The sequence below is a fragment of the Streptococcus sp. SGI.013 genome, assembly GCF_050315295.1.
GTDB classification, from domain to species: domain Bacteria; phylum Bacillota; class Bacilli; order Lactobacillales; family Streptococcaceae; genus Streptococcus; species Streptococcus porcorum.
The window spans coordinates 57,708-80,231 of the sequence record NZ_JBNPOS010000006.1 but is presented as its reverse complement, the minus strand read 5'-3'; the positions used below and the strand labels follow the sequence as shown (position 1 = coordinate 80,231).

The following is a 22,524-nucleotide window of genomic DNA, read 5'->3' as shown; positions in this document are numbered from 1 at the left end:
TCTATTGTGATCGTCTGTCATTAGGGTAAACGTCTTTTATAAAAGGTCATTAAAGCATTCACCATCACTGCCTTTTATTTTTTTGTAATGCTATAATGATCCGTAAATTCATGTAATAAAGCATTAACAGCTTTTAAAACAGCTTTACGAGTAATAATCCCGACAAAACTATTGTTGTCTGTCACTACAGGTAAAAAGGGATTATCAACAAGCTTATGCAGTACCTCTGTTAAACTAGCATTTAAATTAATGGTTTCAATCTTATCACTTACAGCTAAAGCAATATCAGTCTGTGACAATTCCCAGTCTGCCAACTCATGCTGATAGCGATAATTCATGATATCAGACATACTGATGGTCCCAACATATTTTTTATCATTAGTAATCACAGGGACTCTAGAATAGCCATTATTTGCCAATAGTAGCATCACATGATCAATGTGGTGGGTATCTACAAAAATTGCCAACTGATCTGCAGGGATAAGGTAAGTGTCCAACTGTCCCGTCAAAAAGTCTTCAAATTCTTTTGCAATCATCTTGAGAATTCCTTTGATAAATCAGAGTAGAGTTGATGGTCTCTAGTATAGTAATCAACCTTAATAGTAGCTTCATCAATTTCAATCTTAGCATACAAACGTTCGTTAATCTCTCCTCTAGGTTGAGAGACACTCCCTGGATTGATAAAAAGTGTTTTTCCGTTTTTCCAAGCAGCTGGACGATGCAAATGTCCATACAAACAAATATCAGCATCAGCTTCTTGTGCAAATAAATCTAAACGATGCCACTCAAAATTAATATGATATAAATGTCCATGTGTTTGGGCTACCACGAGATCAGGAAACTTTGTCACTCGATTTTCTGGATAGCCACTATCATAATCACAATTTCCACGAACAACTTCTATCCCTGACCAGATGACATCATCTGACGGGAGCTCCGAGTCTCCATTGTGAAAAATAGCATCGACTTTTCCTAAATATTTCTCCCGAATGGCTTCAACAATCTGGCGATCCCCATGAGAATCACTCATTACAATTAATCTGTATTTTGCCATGATGGAAAGACCTCCATTAACTTCTTAACAGCTTGACCACGGTGAGATATTTCATTTTTCTCTTCAGCAGATAATTCTGCCGATGTTTTTCCAGTTTCCCCTACTAAAAAAAGCGGATCATAACCAAAACCATTTTCTCCTTTAGGAATAGTTGCAATATACCCATCCCAGTCAGCTTCTACAACTAAACTTTCTTTGTTTGGTGATGCAACAACTAAAGTGGTATGGAAATGAGCAGTTCGATTTTCCATATCAAAAACCATCGCCAACTCATGCAATAATTTAGCATTATTCGCAGCATCTGTAGCATCTGGACCCGCAAAACGTGCTGACCAAACTCCTGGCATTCCTCCTAAGACATCAACCATTAATCCTGAGTCATCTGCTAAGACCATCTTATTCGTTAACTGCGAAATCGTTTCTGCTTTTAATCGAGCATTTTCTTCAAAGGTCAAACCAGTTTCTGCCACCTCGGGTAAATCAGGGTAATCGTTAAGGTTCTCCACCTTTAACCCTAATTTCCCAAATAGCTTACGGAACTCTTTTGTTTTTCCTTCATTGCGTGTCGCAATCAAGATAGTATCTCCAATAGTGTTAGTTTCTGAGGATTTTCCAAAAAACTCTTCTAAACTAAGACCTTCTTTAGGCAAGTGAACCATTAATACTTGGTTAGCCTCTGTCACTAGAAGCGCACCTTGATGTTGCACTAATTTTAACTGACGATTTTCCTGATGATTGATAGTATCAATTAAAAAGCTATAAAAACTAAAGATAGATCCCAACATCGCCACATGGACTTGAAGGTTATCAATTTTTAAGGTCTTAGTTATCTGATGAAATGCATCTTGGAGACTCTCATAAGTCTCATCTCCACCAAAACAAGTCAAGTCATTAAAGGCATCAAATTTTGCAATAAAATAATTTTTCTCATCTTGATAGTTATAAATTTGGTCTGTCATAATTCTACATGCTCCACTCTAATATCTCTCCCTAACCAAGCCTCCGCAATTTCTTTAAAAGCCAAGGGACTAGCTGTGGTATAAAACTGGTGATTCAACACATCACCTTGCCTACTACGGTTAATTTCAAAATAATTTAATAAAACTGAGATGTCCCGAACACATTCTGCACCGCTATCAATCAACTTCACCTGTGGTCCCATAACATTTTGAATAATCGAACGCAGTAGAGGATAATGGGTACAACCTAAAATCAGTGTATCAACTTTTCCCACTAAAGGAGCCAAAGTTTCATAAACTATCTTTTTCGCTAGGCTGGTCTGCGTCTCATTTGACTCGACGATGGGAACAAATTTAGGGCAAGCTAAACTTTGAACACGCATTTCTGGTGCCAAACGATTAATTTTTTCTTTATAAATATCTGACTCAATCGTCATGGGAGTCGCAATAACACCTATTTCACCACCTACAGTAGATTTAATAGCTGCACTAGAGCCTGGCAAGATGACACCTAAAACTGGAATATCGAGCTTCTCTTTAACTTCTTCCCAAGCAACAGCCGTTGCGGTATTACAGGCAAAAACGATCATTTTAACATCTTTGGTCAATAAAAAATTAACCAATTCCCAAGTATAAGCTTTAATTTGCTCAGCAGGTCTAGGGCCATAAGGGGCACGGGCTGAATCACCGATATATATAATCTCTTCATGAGGCAGTTGTCGCATCAACTCACGGACAACCGTCAAGCCTCCAACACCTGAATCTAAAAAACCAATTGGTCTATTATCCATTTTATCTTCTTTCTAAAATAAGACTAGGGTTCCCTAGTCTTATTTCAAAAAATTATTTTTTCTTTTTAGCTTGTTCTTTAGCAGCTTTTTGTTGTTTGTTCATTTGGCGAACAACCTGTTGCACCTTAGCTTCGCTAGGTTTTTGACCCATTTGACTCATCATAGTACGAATCACATCAGCATTAAGAGGTGGATTTTCCTCAAGATAGTTTTCCATTTGACGGCGAGCAATAAAGGTTCCCCCAACAAGACCTGCAACAAGAGCAACAATAATCAATAAAATAGCAATCCAAACTGGCATCATATTTTTTCTCCTAGTTTTTTTACTCACCTATTATAGCAAATTTCTGATCATTTGACAAAAAAGAGGAAGTCCTACAAGTTAAATAATTCTACGATTGGACCTTTTATAAATAAAAAGATTGAATTAAATTCAATCTTTCTTATCAATCTTAAAAATCAAATCCCTCAACGGTTGCGAAATAATCTGATGGCGTTTCAGCACGACGAATCAAGCGAATCGTTCCATCTTCTTGGTAGAGTAATTCTGCTGAGCGAAGTTTAGCATTATATTGATACCCCATAGAAAAACCATGCGCACCCGCATCATGAATGACCAAGGTATCCCCAATTTTTGTTAGAGGTAGCTCTCTTTGTACAGCAAATTTATCATTATTTTCACAAAGTCCGCCAACAACATCAACAACTTCCTTTTCATTGCCATTAGGATTGTCCATGTTAGTAATTTGGTGATAAGAACCATACATGGCTGGGCGAAGAAGGTTGACAGCACTGGCATCTACTCCAACATATTTTCGATAAGTTTCTTTACGGTGCAAGACCTTTGTCACTAAAAGACCATGCGGAGCTAACATAAAACGTCCAAGCTCTGTAAAGATTTTCACATCACCCATTCCAGCAGGTGTTAAAACCTCCTCATAAGCCTTTCTTACCCCCTCACCAATAAGAGCAATGTCGTTTGGCTCTTGATCAGGATGGTAATTTACGCCAATACCACCTGAGAGGTTAATAAAACTCAAAGTCACCCCTGTTTTTTCACGAATCTCTAAAGCCAATTCAAATAACTGGCGTGCCAAAACAGGATAGTAATCATTGGTAACGGTATTTGAAGCTAAAAAAGAATGGATCCCAAACTCCTTAACCCCTGCTTCTTTTAACTCTTTAAATCCTTGTAATAACTGATCCTTGGTCATGCCAAATTTTGATTCTTCTGGATGATCCATAATATCTGTTCCTAAGGCAAAAACCCCTCCTGGATTATAACGCAAAGAAATTGTTTCTGGAAGACCTGCAACCTCTTTTAAAAATGCAATATCCTCGTAGGCATCTAAATTGATGGTCGCCCCAACCTCTTTAGCATAGACGTATTCTTGAGCTGGAGTATCATTTGAAGAAAACATGATATCCGTAAAGCCCATTTTATGGCTCATCAAAAGTTCGACTTCTGTCGCACAATCCACTCCGCAATTCTCTTCTTGAAGAATTTTTAAAATAGCTGGTGTTGGAGTGGCTTTCACCGCAAAGTATTCTTTAAATCCTTTATTCCATGAAAATGCTTGATTTAAAGCACGTGCTTTCTCACGAATTCCTTTTTCATCATAAAGATGAAAAGGTGTTGGGTATTCTGCAGTAATGTTATCTAAAGCTTCTTTACTGATAAATGGTGTCTTCATAGGCTCTCCTCAAAAATATATTAAGGGTATTATAACAAAAAATGAGAATGAATAAAAGATGATTTTTAACAAGAAAAAAAGCTAGGGTAACATCCCTAGCTTATCTATCTAACACTATCTCTTGCCCTTAAGAAGCGATAAATAAGGCAAAGAAACTTGTTCCAGCCATGTCAGCTAAGGCATGACCTAAGAAATACGGTGTCAAATTGTTATTTTTTCTCGTATAAAGATAGTAATAGAATAAACCAAATGGAACACCAATAACCAGCGCTGACGGCAAGCCTTGGTAAGTGTGGAAGGATGTTCTAACAATCGTTGAAAATAGAAGTACCCACGGACGTTTCTTTTGACTTGTACTCAACAAAAGACCTAGGAAGAAAAACTCTTCGTAAAAACCATTAAATAAAGAATAAATAATACGACTGGCATCCAATGACATAAAGTATTTAATAGGTGTCATAATAGACCAATCATAATAAGGCAAATAACTTAAGTAGTTATAGCCAGATTTGATACCTGGAATAAAGGAATAGAGCGTAAAAGTTAAGTCACTGATCAGTCCCGCACCTAAAAAGATCAATGGTCCCCATAACAACACATTCCAAGAAAGCTTCACCTTTAACTGTTTAAAATCAAAACGACGAATCAACAGATAGAGGATGGCTAAAGCTAACAATTTGGCTTGATTACCTAGTGCCCACCAGTTATCAGAAGCTGTAAACGAGCTGACTCCTGTATCGGCTGCTTCTGTTGCTGAAAAGGATGCTATCCAATAAAGCGTTGAAGTATAAATAGAATTTCCCCAAATAATAGCAGTTAAAATAATGAGATCAAACCATTTGAGCTCTTTTAATGGCTGATCTGGATGAATGTGTTTCAGTAGGTTTTTCACCTGTCTCCTCCTAAAAATAAGTATTAGTAATGAATCATTACCTTTTCTGATCACTATCTTATCTTAAAAAGCTTATAACAAGCTTAATATAAGAGGGGGAAAGCATAAAAAGCTAGGTTAAATCCCCAGCTTCTTATTGTAGCGCTTCATAAAGTGGCCTACCATCTTATCTGCAAGAGACTGTTTACTCTCAACGTAAGATAAGGCGTCAGATTTTTATTTACGCTGTTTACCAGCATTGCGGTTACTTTTAGATTTAGTAGTTACCGATTTTTGAGCTTGTGGCGTGACATCCTTGCGTGTATGAGATTGAACAGCTTTTGGAGGATTTTCTTCAAACTCTTTGGCAACTTTTTGACGTAATCGTGGCTTAAGCACATACATTGTAATCAATTGTTGGAAAATCGAGAAGAAACCTCCGACCAACCAGTATAGCCCCACTCCTGCAGGAAGGTTCATTGACATGAAGACCATCATCAAAGGCATCATGAACATCATAGAACGCATTTGCTGTCTTTGCTCCTCAGGAGCACCGACCATCGAAAGCCATGATTGAACAAAGTAAAGGACTGCTGTGCTAAGTGTTAAAGTCCAACTTGGATTTCCTAAGTCGATTCCAAGAAAAGTACTCTCTGCAACACCCTCAGTAAAACGAGCTGCATAAAATAGAGCTGAGAAAAACGGCATCTGAATAAGGATCGGTAAGCAGCCAATGCCACCAAAAGGACTCACACCATATTCTCGTTGAGCTGTCATAAATTCAGTCTGCGCAGCTAATTTCTCTTCTTGTGTCTCAGCATTTTTCATGCGTTCTTGGATGGGACCAAAAACAGGTTTTAAAAATGCCATTTTTTCAGACTGATAAGCAGCCTTCCAAGATTGTTGGAGACCAAGTGGGAGAATCACAAATCGGACAATAATGGTCACGATAATAATAGCCAAACCAAACCCTAAGCCCAAATCATTGGCAAAGTATTTAATAGCATGGCCCATAGGCTCCACTAAAAGTTTATAAACCCAGCCTTCACCAGTTGGTTTTCCATTTTTTTGTTGGACACAGCCTGACAAAAAAAGAAGTAAAGACAAGGATAGTCCTGAAAAAAGGACGCGATTAAGTTTCTTTTTCAATGGTAATCATTCCTTCTAAATAGATAATATCTACTTATTTTAACGTTTTTTTGAAAAATACTCAATACTTCTAGAGACTGATTTTTTAGTTAGCCATCCTAAAATCACTATAATTGGAAAAAGCAGCCATTTGCACATCACAATAGTCCACTTTTGCTAAACGTGATGGCCCTTTACGAATTTCTTGAATAAACTTAGCCATTTTATGACTATCGTCTGATTGAGCAAGAATTTCAACTGTACCATCATCATTGTTCCAAACACGACCATAAATATCACCTAACTCGATAGCTAAGGCATAAGTCGAATAGCGAAAACCAACCCCCTGAACACGACCAGAAACTAAAATACGAACTTTTTTCATTGTCTTTCCCTCCTCAAATTGGTTATAATAGCTATATGACTATTATAACCTCAAAATCCAATAATTTAATCAAAAAGACTAAAAAATTATTGCAAAAAAAACATCGAAAACATTCTTACCTCATTGAAGGATGGCATTTACTTGAAGAAGCTCAAAAATATGGAGCAGAGATTTTAAATCTCTTTACTCTTGAGTTGTATGCTGATCGTGTCACTCACTTTGATCAGGTTCATTTAGTGACAAATGACGTCTTAAAAGAACTCTCAGATACTGCTACACCCCAAGGGGTCGTAGCAGAAATTGCATATCCTAATCTAGACTTTCCTCAACAGCTTAAAGGTAAATTTTTGATTCTTGAAGATGTTCAAGATCCTGGAAATGTGGGAACCATCATCCGAACAGCTGATGCAGCAGGATTTGATGCCATATTTTTATCAGAAAAAACAGCTGATCTTTATAATGCCAAAACACTTCGTGCCATGCAAGGATCCCATTTCCATCTTCCTATCTACCGACAAGATATCTTTAAGATCATCAAACAGTTGCAGGAAGATCATATCTGCATTCTAGCCACTACTTTAGCACCACAATCCGTTGATTATAAAGCAATTCAAGCACCATCTTCTTTTGCTCTTGTCATGGGAAATGAAGGCAGTGGTATTTCTAAAAAAATGGCAGAGCAGGCCGATCATCTTATCCATATTACTATGCCTGGTCAGGCAGAAAGTTTAAATGTTGCCGTTGCTGCAGGAATAGTGATTTTTAGTCTTGTTTAAGCTTTTGTGCTATAATAAATCAAGAGGTGAAAAATTATGAAAGCCTACAAAGATAAAGAATATATGGAACATGTTGGCCATCTCATCCAACATCCTCGTGTTCAACGATTAGAAGAAATTGTTCAACATCACCATTCTAATCGCCTAGAGCATTCGATAAATGTTAGCTACACTAGCTACAAATTAGCTAAACGTTTTGGCTGGGATGCAAAAAGTACTGCCCGTGGCGGACTGTTACACGACATGTTTTACTACGATTGGCGTACCACAAAGTTTAAAAAAGGACATGCTTGGACTCATCCTCGTATTGCTGTTAGAAATGCTAATAAAATCACAACCCTAAACAAAAAAGAAGAAGATATTATCTTAAAACACATGTGGGGAGCTACTATTGCACCGCCACGTTACAAAGAAGGGTATATCGTCACTTTTGTCGATAAGTATTGGGCAGTGCGTGAGGCTATGCGTCCTTTAAAAAAAGTATGGCCGAGAGCACGACGTTTTAGCAGAAAATTTTTAGGTAGTCACCATCATTAACATATCAAAGGAGAATATATGAATCAACAAACCGTTTACACGCAAACAGACTCTGGTTTAGCCAGCTTCTTTACAAAAATTTATAGCCTAGTTGGTATGGGGATCGGCTTATCAGCCCTAGTAGCAGCTCTGATGACAACCGTTTTTAGAGATAATATGGTAGCCATCATGACCAATGCTCCTTGGTTATATATGGCAGCAGGTTTTATCGAGCTAGCACTTGTCTTTGTCGCTTCAAGTTCTGCACGAAAAAACAGCCCTGCAGCTTTACCTATCTTTTTAACTTACTCAGCTTTAAATGGGTTCACACTTAGCTTTATTATCGCACAATATACAGGAGCAACCGTTCTTTCCGCCTTCTTATCTTCTGCTCTTCTATTTTTTGTGATGGCTCTGATTGGACGTGTGACAAACAAGGATCTATCAGGAATGCGGAAGGCCTTAATGGCAGCCTTGATTGGGATTGTTTTAGCTAGTCTGGTTAATATCTTCTTAGGAAGTTCTGGAATGAGTTTCATGATCAGTATTATTTCCGTTGTGATTTTTTCAGGACTTATTGCCTATGATAACCAGATGATTAAAAATGTCTATTATCAAACTGGTGGACGTGTTCAAGACGGTTGGGCTATTTCTATGGCGTTAAGCCTCTATCTTGATTTTATCAATCTTTTCCTAAACCTTTTACGCATTCTAGGAAGAAATGACTAAAACAGTCTATTATCTTCTCTTAGCTCTTTAAACAATAGTAAAAACCTGCTAACTTATTTTTAGCAGGTTTTTACTATCTATTTTTTAACTGACTTCCTTTACTACTTTAATTAGCTTAGTAGTGGGTGAACACTTATACTAATAAAGAGACTGGACGTAGACATCCATGATGGCTAGGCCCTCACCCACAGAATGATGAAAATAACCACAAATCTCTCACCAGGTGTATAAACTTAGTGAGAGATTTGTGATTAACGAACCTTTTTCTTATTTGTTGGGAGCTTTCCCACTCCCTTTATAATATTTTTTAGCAATAGAATAGTATTAAAGTGTTTTCTCTACTTTGATGATTTCTACTTCATAGCTTCCAGCTGGTGAGTCGATTTCAACTTTATCTCCAGTTTTTTTCCCAATTAAAGCATGCGCTAAAGGACTTTCATTGGAAATTTTCCCTGCAAAAACATCCGCTCCTGCAGCTCCAACAATAGAATAAACATCTGTATCATTTGTACCGACTTCTTTGACTGTTACTGTCTTTCCAATCGCTACTTCATCTTTAGCTACAGCATCACTATTGATAATCTCAGCGTTACGAAGTTTGGTTTCAATCGTTGAAATTTGACCTTCAACAAAAGCTTGCTCATCTTTAGCAGCATCGTACTCACTATTTTCAGATAGGTCGCCATATGAACGGGCAATTTTGATGCGCTCAACAACTTCAGGACGACGAACAAGTTTTAACTCTTCAAGTTCTTGTTCTAACTGTTCTTTTTCTGCTAAAGTCATTGGATATGTTTTTTCTGCCATTTTATTTCTCTTCTTTCTTTTTTTGTTTTTCTTTAAAAAGAATGTGGTTTCCCACATTTCTTTTAATTACTGCTTGATGATGTCGTTAATTTACTATTAACATATTTCTCAACATTAGCAGAATGGGTTTCATAGTCTTCTGCAAAATAAACCTTCCCAGTTGTCACATCAGCTACAAAATAAAGGTCATTCGTTTCAGCTGGTGTAATGACTGCTTTAATTGCAGACAAACTAGGACTATCTACTGGACCAGGCATTAAACCTGTATTCACATAAATATTGTAAGGCGAATCAATTGAGGTATCAATCGTTGCATCTTCTGTTAAAGTTGTTTTTTCTCCTAATTTGTCCATTGCATACAAGATAGCAATATTAGACTGAAGAGGCATATTCTGAGCTAATCGGTTATTAAATACTGCCGCAATTTTTTGACGATCTTCATCGCTTGAGCCTTCTTTTTCAACTAGAGAAGATAGAGTCAAAACTTCATTGACTGTCATGTTTTGTTTACTGATACTATTATAATATGGATCTAAATTAGTATCCATAGCTGCAATCATTTGCTCAACAAGATCTTCCAAAGTAGTATCTTCGTAATAATCATACGTTGCGGGGTAAAGATAACCTTCAAGTTGATACTTCACATCTGATTTTGATGGGAGACTTCCTAACAACTGTGGATACTTCTCTACCATACTAGCAATAAAACTATCATCCTGAATCAGATTTAAAAACTCCTCGCTCGTAAATGGTGTCTTATCACTTGTGGTCTTTGTATTGACGTTATTAGAAATAGAGGCTGCGATTTGCTTAATAGTATAGCCTTCTGTAATACGAACTTTACCAAGAGCAGGACTAACTGGTTCAGAAGTCCCACCTTTTTGCAATTCTTTTGCAATTTCCTCTACGGACATATTCGGTTGTAAATTATAGTAACCGCTCTTGAAGTTAGCAAAGTTTTTAAACTTAGTGTAATAGTTGAAAACAGATGAGCTCTTAATCAAACCTGCTTCTTCTAAAATATTTCCAATTAACTTATTGCCTGCACCTTCTGGCACCTCAATCTGAACATATTCTGTTGATTTACTGTTGACTGGTGCCAAAGAAGTAGAGATATAACGATAACCAACAAAAGCTGTCGCTAGAGTTAGAAGTACGATAATCGTGACTAAAATTGCTGAAATACGCATGGCAATCACATTTGTTTTTCGTTTTCTCATAGTAGTTGTGTCTACTAGACCTTCCTCTCTGTCATCATTTGATGGCATTAATGCCTGATTTTCTGATTGATCATCTAGATGATCAATATCAATCACAAGCTCCTCTAATTCAGGTTCTTCAACAAACTGCGGCTCCTCTACCGAAATATTTTCGACTAATCCAGCTTCATTTACCTGATCTGATGTTTCACTCAAGACTTGCTCTTCTACGAACTCCTCAGTACTAGATATCGTATTTTTAGAAAGGTTTTCTTGAGCTAACACACTTGCAAGCGAAGCTTTAGCCACCTGTTGAGGTGTTTCGGCCAAATCAGAGCTTACTTCAGAAAAAAGACTATCTTCCTCTTTTTTGAAAGCTGTTTCTTTATCAGAAAATGAATCTGATTTTTGGGAAGCTTGCTCACTAGCTGCTTTTTTATAAGCTTCTTCTCTAATTTTCTGTGCTTGAGCGATTTTTTCAGCTACTTTTTGAGCTTGTCTTTCAACCTCAACTCGTCTAGCTTCCTCTAACGCCAACTTACGCTCTTCTTCTTGAGCACGTTCTTGTGCTTCTTCTTTTAAGCGCTCCAATCTTGCATTTTCTTCAGCTTGAAGTCGAAGGGCTTTTTCTTTTTCCTCTGCTTCTTTTAAAGCTTTGGTTAGCTCCTCTTCACGACGTTTAGCTTCTTCTGCTAATTTAAGTTCTTCTTCACGACGACGTGCTTCTAATTCAGCTTCAGCGATAGCGAGCTTCAACTCTTCTTCTCGAGCTTTTGCCGCTGCCAAAGCAGCCTCTCTCTGTTCATTGGCTTTCTTGATATCTTCTAAAATTTTCTCTTTAAAGCTTCTGACTTCTTTTTGTTTATCGTCAAAATTATCGGTCAAAATATGGCCTCCTAATCATTGTCAAACGCCATTATACCGTAATCCATTCACAAAAGCAATATTTGGGATTATTTGTTACAGTTTCTTAACACATTTTAATGAAAATAAGGGTTTTCCCAAACCATATTATACCAAACGCTACCACCATGGTTAGACTCAGATAAACCTCTATCTTCAAATCCATTCATACTATAATAAGAAATTAACTCATCATGACAAGTCAATGTAATCCCTTGCCGATGAGTTGAAACTGCTAAGTCTTTCATAGCAGCTAGAAGGGCTGTTCCAACACCTTGCCCCTTAAAATTGGCGTCAACCGAAAGACTGGTAATAGCGATATAGCCACCTTCATGATCATTTTCTTTCACTTCATGAAAGAGTTCATCAGTAATATACTCATGTGGAATAACGGGACCCTCAATGTAACCTGATATTTTTCCACCTATCTCTGAAATAAGAAAAGTATCACTAATTTTTTTTACCCTCTCCTCCATAGCTTCTGGAGTAGCGGCTTCATTTTCTGAAAAATTAGCTTGTTCAATGCGAATAATGTCTGCTAAATCTTCTATTTTTGCTTGTCTAATGATCATATTTCCTCCTAAATAAAGACTTAAGCCGGAATAAATTATCCCAGCTTAAGTATTTTTTATTGATTATTTTGTGTCAAATTAGATAATAGTTCCTCAAACGAGCGTTCGTAGAGCTGAATATCTCCTGCCCCCATAAAGACATAAACAGCATTATCGTGGTTAAGAAGCGGTGAGACATTTTCAACGGTCACAACCTTAGCAGGCTTACTAATTTTCTCTGCTAAGTCTTCAACTTTTACTTCTCCTTTATCCACTTCACGCGCACTACCATAGATTTGAGCTAAATAAACAGAGTCTGCTTCATTTAGAGCTTGCGCGAACTCATCTAAAAGGGCAATCGTACGTGTAAAGGTGTGAGGTTGGAAAATAGCCACAATCTCTTTACTTGGATATTTTTGACGTGCCGCATCTAAAGTCGCAATAATCTCCGTTGGATGATGGGCAAAGTCATCAATAATAACCGTTTCATTAATCAATTTTTCAGAAAAACGTCGCTTTACTCCTGAGAAAGTTTTCAAATGCTCTGCCACCAAAGCCATATCAAAACCTTCAATATATAGGTTTGCAATCACAGCTGTCGCATTTAAAATATTGTGACGCCCATAAGCAGGAACATGAAATTCTCCCAAAACCTTATCTTGAAACTTCACTTTAAAGTTAGAACCTGATGTTGAACGTTTGATGTCATAGGCTACAAAATCATTTGCTTCATCAAATCCATAGTAATAAATTGGGGCATCTGAGGTAATCTGACGAAGTAACTCATCTTCACCATAGATGAACAATCCCTTTTGAATCTGTTTTGCATAGTCGTTAAAAGCATTAAAAACATCATCAATACCCGTAAAATAGTCTGGATGATCAAAATCGATATTGGTAATAATGCTGTACTCTGGATGATAAGGCATAAAGTGACGTTCATATTCATCTGATTCAAATACGAAATATTGACTATGTGCCGAGCCTCTACCAGTCCCATCACCAATCAAAAAGGAAGTATCTGTAATATTTTTCATCACATGTGCCAATAAGCCTGTTGTAGAGGTTTTTCCATGTGCTCCTGCCACTCCAAAGCTTGTAAAGCGACGCATAAACTCACCTAAAAATTCGTGGTAGCGTTTAAAAGGAATCCCGTTAGCAACGGCATAAGCAACCTCGATATTATTATCTGGACGAAAGGCATTCCCTGCAATCACTTCAATATCATCTGAAATATTAGACTCGTCAAAAGGAAGTAATGAAATACCTGCTTTTTCCAAACCGTGTTGAGTAAAATAATATTTCTCAACATCACTCCCTTGTACTTGATAACCCATTTGGTGTAAAAGTAGAGCTAGTGCACTCATTCCTGAGCCTTTAATGCCTATAAAATGATAGGTTTTCGTCATGTTTTCTCCTTTAATATCAATCTTCAAATCGAGTCAGATTTAGTTCTTGAGCCACCCTTTTTTCAGTTTTTAACTGCCTATCTGGATAATTGTAAATCTGACTTTTCTTTAAGAAATCATAGTTATTTTTCTTTTTAGTAGTATTCTTTTGATTTTTAGGTTGCTGATAGTGACTAGGTAGCTCTGCTAAAATATAATTTTCTTGTCTCAGTTTCTCCGAAAAACGTGACAATTCTGTCACAGACTGAGATGATTTTGGCATTTGACTAGACTGCTTTTGAGATTTAACCTTTGGATTCGATTCCATTTTTGTTGATGAAATGGCTTTACTCGATAACACTGGATTGGTTTTTATTTTATTGGATAAATAATCTTGACGCTTTCTTTTCAAATCGCGTTTAGAATTTTCCCTCATCTGTTCAGCATAAGTCTTATCCTCAGATACCACCACTTGTGATACGCTAGTTTTTTCTTCCTTTATAGCCGATGAGATGGGACGCTCTTGTAAAATATCTTGATAACCCTTGTCTTGATAAGTACCATGGATATTAGTAATTAAATCCTCAGTTTCATATAATTTCATGATTTTAGGTTGCTCAACAATAATTTCATGATCAGCTACCAAGGGAAATTTTCTCTTTTTACGATCCATGCTACCCTTCCTTTCTATAGCATTCCTATTATAAACTAAAATAGAAAACTTTTCAAAATTTATCTTTTCATTTATAAAAAATAATCACGTCATTCCAAGGATCTCTTTTATTTCCTCTATTGTCATATTAGATTGTGTCGCATCTCCATCAAGGACACTGGCGACCAGATGTTTCTTGCTTTCTTGTAACTCTAAAATTTTCTCTTCAATTGTTCCGCGTGTAATCAAACGATAGACCTCAACATTTTCTCGTTGACCTAAACGATGAGCACGACTAATCGCTTGCATCTCTACAGCTGGATTCCACCAAAGGTCAATCAAGACAACCGTATCAGCTCCCGTCAAGTTCAAACCAACCCCACCTGCTTTTAAAGAAATCAAAACCAGATCTTTTGAGCCACTGTTAAATGCCCTTGTAATCTCTTGGCGTTGATCAGCAGGTGTAGAACCTGTGATTTTATAACTTGTCAAACCAATCTTAGTCAACTCCTCTTCTGCAATATCTAGCATTCCTCGAAACTGAGAAAAGACCAGTGCTCGGTGACCACTATCTTTAATTTGTTGCAGGAGCTCTCTTAAACTGTTAATCTTTCCTGACTCTCCTTCATAAGTCATAAAAAGTTTAGGAGTATCACAAATCTGGCGAAGTCTAGTGATACCTGATAAAATCTCAATTTTACTGCGATTAAGATCCGAATCTGAAGCACCTTTAATTCTTTCTTGCATTTGTCTTAATTGTGCGAGATAAATCGCTTTTTGACTATCTGCTAACTCATTAGTATAAGTCGTTTCTATCAAATCAGGTAACTCAGGTAGAACATCTTCTTTTTTACGTCGCATCACAAAAGGTTTAATATAACGCGATACAGTTTTTGGATCTAATTTTAAAAATGTTTTCTTATTAGGAAGTAAGCCTGGTAAAACAATCTGAAAAATCGACCAAATTTCCAAAAGCTTATTTTCCACAGGTGTTCCAGATAAAGCAAAGCACTGCTTGGCTTCAAAATCTCTTAAATGTTGAGCAATCTTGGTCTGAGTATTTTTCATCACTTGTGCTTCATCTAAGATTAAATAGTCAAACTGATACTGGCGATAAACCTCAAAATCTTGCCTAAAAGAAGTATAACTTGTGATGGTGACCTGATGTGCTTGCTGAATAAGCTCATCGCGGTTAACTTTAGAGCCGTATGCGACAACCACGTCTAAGTCTGGTGAGAATTTTTTAAATTCATCTTGCCAATTATAAATCAGACTGGAAGGCGATAAAATTAAGACCTTAGATGCCTTAGTTAATTTAGAAGATAAAAAGGCAATGGTCTGGAGGGTTTTTCCTAGTCCCATATCATCTGCTAAAATCCCACCAAAACCATAGTGATCTAGCATAGATAGCCACCTAACTCCTGATAATTGATAATCTCTCAACTCCGCTTGAACTCTTAAACTTGGAAGAGGGTAATTTTCTGGGTGTGTTAAGTCCTGTGCCATCTTTTTAAAATCATCTGAAAAACTAATATTAGATATATTTTTAAAATGATCTGCAATTTGATAAGTGGCTACTCCTGATAACTCTAAATGCCCATTAACTGCTGCTTTGGCACGTAATTTTTGGAGGACTTGAGCAACTTTTTGAGTCTCTTCATCAAATAAAATCAACTTTCCTGATTGACTAATAAAATAAGGTGCATTTTGATACAGTGCTGTCAAGGCCTCATCCACATCATCTTCTACAATATTAGAAAAATCAAATGAAACATCTAACAAACTTCCCTTGGTTGCTATTGATACTCTTGGTTTTTCTTCTAAATGGAAACCCGCTAAGGTATCACCGATATAGACTTGACCGATTTTTCTAAAACGATTAAGCGTTTCTTCAAAAAAAGTATATAAGTCAGATGGTAAAAGTGGGGCGCGATAGGCTGAAAAATAACCCTCGAAACCTGCTTGTACCATTAAACGCTTGATTTTTTCCTCTTTTTTAAAATTACTAGCAAAAGGGAGTGACAACAGACTATCTTCTGTCACTACTTCTAGTTGCCCATAATCATAACGCAAAGATAAACTAATTTCCCCTGTGTTTAAACTATCAAAATAAAATTTGGGAGTAAAATCACGAATTTGAAAAGTTTTAGGAGCCTCAACTTGACCAACCTCTTGAAAATCCAATAAACTAGCTGCTAATTTTGCTTGTTCTTCCAAATTAAAACGAAGATACTTTGCCCCATCCTCATCTATTGGAAGGGTTTTTAAATTAGCCACCAACTTTCTTTGCTTCTGATTCAAATGATAAAAAATACCTTTATAAAAAAGATAGCGGTGATCAAATAAACTACTATAGTCCTTTTCTTTAATCATCAATTCAATGTACTGGCGATGCACGTCAATTTTAAATTGAATCAGCCCTTCTTCTCCCACCAAATCGTGAATGGTAACCTGCTTATAAATTTTATCAGCATAAGTTAATTGAGATTCTGGTAAGGCCTGTAGTAACTCTAAGCCTTCTTCAAAATATCCCAAGGGTAAGGCCAAATGTCTAGAATGATTTGGTAAAATATGTTCACTATCTAAACGATCACCTCGAGGAATCACGCGCCACAAAAACGTAATCAATTCTTGACTTGAGGCATCAAAATTCAACAAAGACAACGGTTCATAATAATTTTTTCCGATTTGATAAAAAGATTCTTCCTCTATGACCAGTAAAAAAGCTCTAATATCACGGATGATATAGCTTCTCTCATCTGGTAAGCGACGAATGCGTAAGGTCCACCAAATATCATTGGTATATAAACTTTGTTCACCAACAGCTAACAATTGGTAACGCAAGGTATCATCATCATTTAGAGATAAGTGATCAAGAAAACGACTTCCAAATGAAGTGATTGCCTGTGTTGCCTGCTTTTCTTTCTTTTCTTCCTTAATACCAGAAACCAGTTTTTGTCCTTCTGAATCATTTTTCATAAAATATTCTAAAGCGGCTTGATGAAGACAGTATTGTTTAGATTTAAAGAAATCACATTGGCAATTAACTTCCTCTGTATCCAAAGAAAATGAAATCATTTTACCATCTACCATCGCTTTAATGACCGAATCTTTTTCTTCTATTAATTCAAATTTTCCCGATTGATATAACTCAATCCCCTCGTTACGAATTCGCCCTGGGATAAGTTTAGCCATACTGATACCTCTTTTTCTTTATCCCTCTATTATAGCATACTTTAAAAATAAAAAAGAAGTTAAGCTGATCTTAACTTCTCACGGTTGGGGTTTGATATTATTTTTCTGCGTCCATTTTAAGCTTGCCTATCTCAAATAAAAAGTAAGATAAAAATCTTTCTCTACTTCTCTTAGAAAAAGCTAGCACATTTATGTTGCAGAAGCTTTTATTTTCGTTTACGTGCAATCAAATGAATCGGTGTTCCTTCAAAGACAAAAGCTTGACGGATTTGATTTTCTAAGAAACGAAGGTAAGAAAAATGCATCAACTCTTCTTCATTAACAAAAATCACAAAAGTAGGTGGTTTCACTGCAACCTGAGTAGCATAGAAAATTTTAAGGCGTTTTCCTTTATCTGTTGGCGTTGGGTTAATTGCTATAGCATCCATAATAACATCATTTAAAACAGCAGATGGAATGCGCATATTTTGATTTTGACTGATGCGTTTAATCATTTCTGGTAATTTGTGTAAACGTTGTTTCGTCAAAGCAGAAACAAAAATAATCGGAGCATAGGAAATGTATTGGAAATTATCACGGATATCATCTTCCCATTGTTTCATGGTATGATTATCTTTTTCTAGCGTATCCCACTTATTAACCACAATGATAATCCCTTTACCAGCTTCATGTGCAAATCCCGCAATACGTTTGTCATATTCTCGAATTCCTTCTTCCGCATTAAGCACCATCAAGACAACGTCAGAGCGATCAATCGCACGCATGGAACGCATCACAGAGTATTTTTCTGTATTTTCATAAACCTTACCAGATTTACGCATTCCTGCTGTATCAATCATAGTAAACTCCTGCCCATCACTATCGACAAAGCTTGTATCAATAGCGTCACGTGTCGTTCCAGCAATAGGACTTGCAATCACACGATCCTCTCCTAAGATGGCATTAATTAAGCTTGATTTTCCGACATTTGGACGACCAATTAAACTAAACTTGATAATATCTGGATTTTCTTCTTCTTCCTCAGTTGGAAGATTCTCTACAATCGCATCTAAAACATCTCCTGTTCCAATACCATGAACAGATGACACAGGATAAGGATCTCCCAAACCAAGTGCGTAAAAATCATAGATATCATTACGCATCTCTGGGTTGTCTACCTTGTTAACCACTAAAATAACTGGCTTGTGGGTACGATATAAAATCTTTGACACATACTCATCAGCATCTGTCACCCCTTCTTTACCAGATACTACAAAAACAATGACATCTGCCTCACTCATCGCAATATCAGCCTGGTGTTTGATTTGCTCCATAAATGGTGCATCGACATCATCAATACCTCCTGTATCAATGATTGAAAACTTACGGTTCAACCATTCGGCTGTTGTGTAAATACGGTCACGGGTTACCCCTTCAACGTCTTCTACTATAGAGATACGCTCACCTGCGATACGGTTAAACAAAGTCGATTTTCCGACATTCGGACGCCCGACAATAGCGATAGTTGGTAAAGCCATAATACTCTCTTTCTTGTTACAATAGTTTATGTTTTTTTAATAATTTTTCTGTTTCTTTTTGCTCAGCCTGTCCAAATTGTGAAATCAGGCGTTCAGACCAAGTTTCCGTTTGACGATCACCCGCATAAATCCTTTGGACTTCATCATAAGCCAGCACTACAGATGAATCCTGTTCCTTATACACTTCATCAAAGACGACAGCTTCTTTTGGCAAGCGTGGTTTAACAGGATGTTCTTGCGCAGGTTCTCCAAGTGCAATACAAAAAATAGGATAAGTATATTCTGGAAGGTTAAAGCAAGTCGCGACGTCCATAGCTTTGTGGCGAATCATCCCAATGAAAACACCTCCGTATCCCATACTCTCTGCTGCAAGGAGACAATTTTGTCCCGCTAAACTTGCATCAACAGAGGAAATCAAAAGATTTTCACTCCCTCTAGCATCAAAAGCCGTTTGATGTAAATCAGCTGCCTTACTCGCTCGGTTCAAATCACCTACAAATAATAAAATCGCCTGAGCTTGCAAAATAGCAGGTTGAGGGGTGAGTTGATAAAGTTCCTCTTTTTTCTCTGCAGAGGTAACAACAATGATAGAATAGGATTGAAAATTTTTCCACGAAGATGCTGCTCTGCCTGCCTCAATAATCTGATCTAATTCATCAGCTGCTATTGGACGATTAGTAAAACGCCTAACAGAAGTATGTTTTAACATCAAATCAATCATATCTGTCATCTACGATTCTCCCCTTCTAAATGCAATTCTGTAGCCAAATAACGTATGCGTTCCATCACACGCTTGGCTTCCCAAACCTCACCATCAGCTTTGCCAGAAGATAATTTTTTCTCCAAATCAGCCATACTATAATTAGACGTAAAAAAAGTTGGCAGATTTTCAAGCATACGGTACTGTAAAATAACTTGTAAGACCTCATCACGTATCCAAGCACTAGCTTGTTCTGCACCAATATCATCTAAAACTAAAATTTCAGCCATTTTAATGCGATCAATCTCTTCTTTGACATTCCCTGTTTTGATGGCATGTCGAATATCAATCGCAAAGCTTGGAAAATGAAGTAAAGTGGTGCTTAACCCTTTTTTCTCAGACAAATCTCTCGCCAAGGCAGCTAACATAAAGGACTTGCCAACCCCCATGTCACCATAAAGGTATAGACCTTTTGTTATCTGAGGAAAATGCTCTACAAAACTCACAATAGCCTCAAAAACTTCAATACGCTTAATATCATCAAGCATAATATCTTCTAGCCCAATTTGTTTATATGACTTAGGGAGATTAACCAGATGAATACGATCACTCACTGCCTGCTTTTCCTGCGCTTGATGATGTTCTTTCGTTTCCTTATAAGAGACATCAGCATAGCCTTCGTTCATCACTAATACAGGCTGATAGCCTTTAGCAATATAAGCCTCATCGCCACGATTAAAACGATCACGCTCCATACGAAACTGATTCAGTTTTGTTAAACTCAACTGTACCTGATCAGGAGTTAGACCTTGCTCTTTTATAAACATGGCCACATCTGGATCTTTTAAAATCTGCTCTTTTAGCTCTCTTGGGTTAAAACGTGTGGGGTATTGGATGCTTATCTTTTCCATCTAGTCCTCCTTTCCCAAATCTCTCAGTCGCTCTAGGGCTTTTTGCCGGTAGGCTTCTAGTTTTTCTTGCTCATCTTGACTGGTTTGATTTTGATAATTTTGATTACTCCATTTAGGGATATTGGTTTTATTCGTTTTTTCTTTTGCTTGAGATTTTTTCTCTCCGACAGACCGAAGATACTTCATCGCATCATCAGCTCGCGAAATCCCCTTACTCACAAAATCATTGGCTAATTTTAGCACATAGTTTTTATGCAAATTCGCAGAGTGAGTCTTATTCATGGTATAGAGTACCATAATGTTGATCACTTCATCAAGCAATCCCATCTGAGCCATTTCTGCTAAAATTTTAACTTCATCTCTCGTCACTATTGCCTGCTTTGGCTTTTTAATTTTAGCTAAAAATACCTCAGGACTATCTTCTCTGGCTTCTTTGATGACAATTTTTTCTTTCTCACTAAAGTCATTGGTGGAAGGGGAATTCTGACTTTCCCTTTTAGCCACCATTCGTGAAACTAAAATCTTATTTTGACTAGCTGTTTCTCTCGCCAATTGATAAGTATCATACCATGTTAATTTATAACGCTCAGATAGGTTAAAAATAGCTACTAGATCCGTTTCTTCATCCGTAAAACTAAGCCCATCTCTTCTCATCAACCGTTTAAAACTATCTAAATCAAAATAGTTTTTAGCTACCTTTGGATGCTCTGATGGAACAATTTCTCCTTGATTTCCAAACACTTCCGAAAACTTCTTAGAAAGATTTCTAGCCTCTGGAATCTCTTCGTCCATCTCAGAAACTGCAACTTGTCCAATAGCCCCTTCTAATAAATGACGATACAGAGCATGTGATAGGAAATTTTCTTTAGATAAAGGCGCTCTGACATCAATGATATAAGCTTGACGATCTTGATAGAAACGAACAAGATCTAGAGCCGTCAAAACTGCCAAAGCCTCCTCGAATCGTTGCATGTTATAGAGAGTATGATTTAAAATCTCATGAAAGGCATGTCGCTTTTTCCCTTGATCATAAAAAGCTTGTAAATAGCAATATAAAATATAAGCATCAGCTTTAATAATGGGATAATACAGTTGCATCGTCAAAGGATCAGCAACCTCTATCCTCCCTTTATCAAGATAGTAGAAGGAATCATTCGCTCGCATCTTTATCTAATCTCTTTTTCTTTGTGCGCATACTTTTAGTCAACTGGTGCAACAACTCTTCCAACTCATCGACATCTTTAAAGCTACGATAAACACTTGCAAAACGAACATAAGTAATCTCATCTAAATCCGCCAACTCATCCATCACTAGATTCCCAATAACCTCACTGGGAACCTCATTATCATAGTCACTGCGAATCGTCTGCTCAATACGAGCAATAGCTTGGTCGATCACCTCAGCTGATACTGGACGTTTTTGAGCACTCCTTATAATACCTGTATAGATTTTCTCGCGAGAAAAGGATTCTCGCGTCCCATCTTTTTTTACCACAACAAGCGGAATATCCTCTATTCTCTCAAAAGTTGTAAAACGGTAATGACACTGGTCACACTCTCGACGACGTCTAATGGTCGTTCCTTCTTCTGCTTGACGACTATCAATCACACTTGATTTATTACAATTACATTTTGGACAACGCATGAAAACACCCCTATCTCCCAAAGAATTCGTATTCTTTATTGTATCATATTTTGAAGCACAATAAAAGAAAGTAAGATACGACAGTGTTTTTAAAAGGATACATAAAAAAGGTTGGATTGCACCAACCTCTCAATAGAAATATCATCTATGATG

At 37.0% G+C, this 22,524-nt stretch carries 23 protein-coding genes; 3 read left to right on the top strand and 20 right to left on the bottom strand.

The window, feature by feature from the left end; translation table 11 throughout:
• Positions 1 to 74: 74 nt before the first annotated feature.
• The 9 genes from cbpB to ACQRDX_RS02825 form a co-directional block, all read right to left on the bottom strand.
• Positions 75 to 536 (bottom strand): cyclic-di-AMP-binding protein CbpB, encoded by a 462-nt coding sequence (gene cbpB, locus ACQRDX_RS02865; RefSeq protein WP_427894250.1) that lies wholly within the window; start codon positions 534 to 536, stop codon positions 75 to 77.
• On the bottom strand, positions 533 to 1,054 hold the full coding sequence (locus ACQRDX_RS02860; RefSeq protein WP_354369529.1) for a metallophosphoesterase: 522 nt from the start codon (positions 1,052 to 1,054) through the stop codon (positions 533 to 535). Before ACQRDX_RS02860 ends, cbpB begins: the two co-directional genes overlap by 4 nt.
• Positions 1,036 to 2,013: a nucleoside-triphosphate diphosphatase gene (locus ACQRDX_RS02855; protein ID WP_427894253.1), complete on the bottom strand. Its 978-nt coding sequence runs from the start codon at positions 2,011 to 2,013 to the stop codon at positions 1,036 to 1,038. Before ACQRDX_RS02855 ends, ACQRDX_RS02860 begins: the two co-directional genes overlap by 19 nt.
• On the bottom strand, positions 2,010 to 2,804 hold the full coding sequence (racE, locus tag ACQRDX_RS02850; protein ID WP_354369525.1) for a glutamate racemase: 795 nt from the start codon (positions 2,802 to 2,804) through the stop codon (positions 2,010 to 2,012). Before racE ends, ACQRDX_RS02855 begins: the two co-directional genes overlap by 4 nt.
• 52 nt (positions 2,805 to 2,856) lie before the next feature.
• A complete protein-coding gene (locus ACQRDX_RS02845; protein WP_321058534.1) occupies positions 2,857 to 3,105 on the bottom strand; it encodes a YneF family protein in 249 nt (82 codons plus the stop codon).
• A gap of 151 nt (positions 3,106 to 3,256) precedes the next feature.
• Complete coding sequence (locus ACQRDX_RS02840) at positions 3,257 to 4,498, bottom strand: diaminopimelate decarboxylase (RefSeq protein ID WP_427894255.1); 1,242 nt, start codon at positions 4,496 to 4,498, stop codon at positions 3,257 to 3,259.
• A gap of 127 nt (positions 4,499 to 4,625) precedes the next feature.
• Complete coding sequence (locus ACQRDX_RS02835; RefSeq protein WP_427894257.1) at positions 4,626 to 5,390, bottom strand: CPBP family intramembrane glutamic endopeptidase; 765 nt, start codon at positions 5,388 to 5,390, stop codon at positions 4,626 to 4,628.
• A gap of 216 nt (positions 5,391 to 5,606) precedes the next feature.
• Complete coding sequence (gene yidC, locus ACQRDX_RS02830; RefSeq protein ID WP_427894259.1) at positions 5,607 to 6,518, bottom strand: membrane protein insertase YidC; 912 nt, start codon at positions 6,516 to 6,518, stop codon at positions 5,607 to 5,609.
• 85 nt (positions 6,519 to 6,603) lie between these two features.
• The gene (locus ACQRDX_RS02825; RefSeq protein WP_354369518.1) at positions 6,604 to 6,882 is read right to left on the bottom strand and encodes an acylphosphatase; all 279 of its coding nucleotides are present in this window, start codon (positions 6,880 to 6,882) and stop codon (positions 6,604 to 6,606) included.
• 35 nt (positions 6,883 to 6,917) lie between these two features.
• On the opposite strand from ACQRDX_RS02825, the gene ACQRDX_RS02820 reads away from it, so the two are divergent.
• Genes ACQRDX_RS02820 through ACQRDX_RS02810 form a run of 3 tightly spaced genes read left to right on the top strand, consistent with a single transcriptional unit; the run spans position 6,918 to position 8,903 of the window.
• Positions 6,918 to 7,658, top strand: coding sequence for a TrmH family RNA methyltransferase (locus ACQRDX_RS02820; protein ID WP_354369517.1), 741 nt, complete (start codon positions 6,918 to 6,920; stop codon positions 7,656 to 7,658).
• 36 nt (positions 7,659 to 7,694) lie between these two features.
• Positions 7,695 to 8,195 carry an HD domain-containing protein gene (locus ACQRDX_RS02815; protein WP_354369516.1) on the top strand — a complete coding sequence of 167 codons (501 nt, stop codon included), beginning with the start codon at positions 7,695 to 7,697 and terminating at the stop codon, positions 8,193 to 8,195.
• An 18-nt stretch (positions 8,196 to 8,213) separates the two neighbouring features.
• Entirely contained in the window at positions 8,214 to 8,903 is a 690-nt protein-coding gene (locus ACQRDX_RS02810) for a Bax inhibitor-1/YccA family protein (RefSeq protein ID WP_354369514.1), read from the top strand.
• 324 nt (positions 8,904 to 9,227) lie between these two features.
• Here the strand turns inward: ACQRDX_RS02810 and greA are convergent, their stop codons facing one another.
• The 11 genes from greA to nrdR form a co-directional block, all read right to left on the bottom strand.
• Complete coding sequence (greA, locus tag ACQRDX_RS02805; protein ID WP_354369512.1) at positions 9,228 to 9,710, bottom strand: transcription elongation factor GreA; 483 nt, start codon at positions 9,708 to 9,710, stop codon at positions 9,228 to 9,230.
• Between the two features lie 62 nt (positions 9,711 to 9,772).
• The gene (gene mltG, locus ACQRDX_RS02800; protein WP_427894263.1) at positions 9,773 to 11,794 is read right to left on the bottom strand and encodes an endolytic transglycosylase MltG; all 2,022 of its coding nucleotides are present in this window, start codon (positions 11,792 to 11,794) and stop codon (positions 9,773 to 9,775) included.
• Positions 11,795 to 11,889: 95 nt separating this feature from the next.
• Positions 11,890 to 12,384, bottom strand: coding sequence for a GNAT family N-acetyltransferase (locus ACQRDX_RS02795; RefSeq protein ID WP_427894265.1), 495 nt, complete (start codon positions 12,382 to 12,384; stop codon positions 11,890 to 11,892).
• A 56-nt stretch (positions 12,385 to 12,440) separates the two neighbouring features.
• A complete protein-coding gene (gene murC, locus ACQRDX_RS02790; RefSeq protein WP_427894267.1) occupies positions 12,441 to 13,772 on the bottom strand; it encodes a UDP-N-acetylmuramate--L-alanine ligase in 1,332 nt (443 codons plus the stop codon).
• Positions 13,773 to 13,788: 16 nt separating this feature from the next.
• On the bottom strand, positions 13,789 to 14,424 hold the full coding sequence (locus tag ACQRDX_RS02785; RefSeq protein WP_427894269.1) for a hypothetical protein: 636 nt from the start codon (positions 14,422 to 14,424) through the stop codon (positions 13,789 to 13,791).
• Positions 14,425 to 14,508: 84 nt separating this feature from the next.
• A complete protein-coding gene (locus ACQRDX_RS02780) occupies positions 14,509 to 17,598 on the bottom strand; it encodes a DEAD/DEAH box helicase (RefSeq protein ID WP_427894271.1) in 3,090 nt (1,029 codons plus the stop codon).
• Positions 17,599 to 17,804: 206 nt separating this feature from the next.
• Complete coding sequence (gene der / locus ACQRDX_RS02775; protein WP_354369826.1) at positions 17,805 to 19,115, bottom strand: ribosome biogenesis GTPase Der; 1,311 nt, start codon at positions 19,113 to 19,115, stop codon at positions 17,805 to 17,807.
• Between the two features lie 16 nt (positions 19,116 to 19,131).
• Positions 19,132 to 19,845 (bottom strand): NADPH-dependent oxidoreductase, encoded by a 714-nt coding sequence (locus ACQRDX_RS02770; protein ID WP_427894273.1) that lies wholly within the window; start codon positions 19,843 to 19,845, stop codon positions 19,132 to 19,134.
• Complete coding sequence (gene dnaI / locus ACQRDX_RS02765) at positions 19,842 to 20,726, bottom strand: primosomal protein DnaI (protein WP_427894275.1); 885 nt, start codon at positions 20,724 to 20,726, stop codon at positions 19,842 to 19,844. Before dnaI ends, ACQRDX_RS02770 begins: the two co-directional genes overlap by 4 nt.
• Positions 20,727 to 21,890 (bottom strand): helicase loader, encoded by a 1,164-nt coding sequence (locus tag ACQRDX_RS02760; RefSeq protein WP_427894277.1) that lies wholly within the window; start codon positions 21,888 to 21,890, stop codon positions 20,727 to 20,729.
• Entirely contained in the window at positions 21,877 to 22,371 is a 495-nt protein-coding gene (nrdR, locus tag ACQRDX_RS02755; RefSeq protein WP_354369830.1) for a transcriptional regulator NrdR, read from the bottom strand. Before nrdR ends, ACQRDX_RS02760 begins: the two co-directional genes overlap by 14 nt.
• Positions 22,372 to 22,524: the final 153 nt, after the last annotated feature.

Bases quoted from the DNA above. Each gene is read 5' to 3' on its own strand.
- cbpB (WP_427894250.1), bottom strand. From the start codon at position 536: ATGATTGCAAAAGAATTTGAAGACTTTTTGACGGGACAGTTGGACACT.
- ACQRDX_RS02860 (WP_354369529.1), bottom strand. From the start codon at position 1,054: ATGGCAAAATACAGATTAATTGTAATGAGTGATTCTCATGGGGATCGC.
- ACQRDX_RS02855 (WP_427894253.1), bottom strand. From the start codon at position 2,013: ATGACAGACCAAATTTATAACTATCAAGATGAGAAAAATTATTTTATT.
- racE (WP_354369525.1), bottom strand. From the start codon at position 2,804: ATGGATAATAGACCAATTGGTTTTTTAGATTCAGGTGTTGGAGGCTTG.
- ACQRDX_RS02845 (WP_321058534.1), bottom strand. From the start codon at position 3,105: ATGCCAGTTTGGATTGCTATTTTATTGATTATTGTTGCTCTTGTTGCA.
- ACQRDX_RS02840 (WP_427894255.1), bottom strand. From the start codon at position 4,498: ATGAAGACACCATTTATCAGTAAAGAAGCTTTAGATAACATTACTGCA.
- ACQRDX_RS02825 (WP_354369518.1), bottom strand. From the start codon at position 6,882: ATGAAAAAAGTTCGTATTTTAGTTTCTGGTCGTGTTCAGGGGGTTGGT.
- ACQRDX_RS02820 (WP_354369517.1), top strand. From the start codon at position 6,918: ATGACTATTATAACCTCAAAATCCAATAATTTAATCAAAAAGACTAAA.
- ACQRDX_RS02815 (WP_354369516.1), top strand. From the start codon at position 7,695: ATGAAAGCCTACAAAGATAAAGAATATATGGAACATGTTGGCCATCTC.
- ACQRDX_RS02810 (WP_354369514.1), top strand. From the start codon at position 8,214: ATGAATCAACAAACCGTTTACACGCAAACAGACTCTGGTTTAGCCAGC.
- greA (WP_354369512.1), bottom strand. From the start codon at position 9,710: ATGGCAGAAAAAACATATCCAATGACTTTAGCAGAAAAAGAACAGTTA.
- ACQRDX_RS02795 (WP_427894265.1), bottom strand. From the start codon at position 12,384: ATGATCATTAGACAAGCAAAAATAGAAGATTTAGCAGACATTATTCGC.
- murC (WP_427894267.1), bottom strand. From the start codon at position 13,772: ATGACGAAAACCTATCATTTTATAGGCATTAAAGGCTCAGGAATGAGT.
- ACQRDX_RS02785 (WP_427894269.1), bottom strand. From the start codon at position 14,424: ATGGATCGTAAAAAGAGAAAATTTCCCTTGGTAGCTGATCATGAAATT.
- ACQRDX_RS02780 (WP_427894271.1), bottom strand. From the start codon at position 17,598: ATGGCTAAACTTATCCCAGGGCGAATTCGTAACGAGGGGATTGAGTTA.
- der (WP_354369826.1), bottom strand. From the start codon at position 19,115: ATGGCTTTACCAACTATCGCTATTGTCGGGCGTCCGAATGTCGGAAAA.
- ACQRDX_RS02770 (WP_427894273.1), bottom strand. From the start codon at position 19,845: ATGACAGATATGATTGATTTGATGTTAAAACATACTTCTGTTAGGCGT.
- dnaI (WP_427894275.1), bottom strand. From the start codon at position 20,726: ATGGAAAAGATAAGCATCCAATACCCCACACGTTTTAACCCAAGAGAG.
- ACQRDX_RS02760 (WP_427894277.1), bottom strand. From the start codon at position 21,890: ATGCGAGCGAATGATTCCTTCTACTATCTTGATAAAGGGAGGATAGAG.
- nrdR (WP_354369830.1), bottom strand. From the start codon at position 22,371: ATGCGTTGTCCAAAATGTAATTGTAATAAATCAAGTGTGATTGATAGT.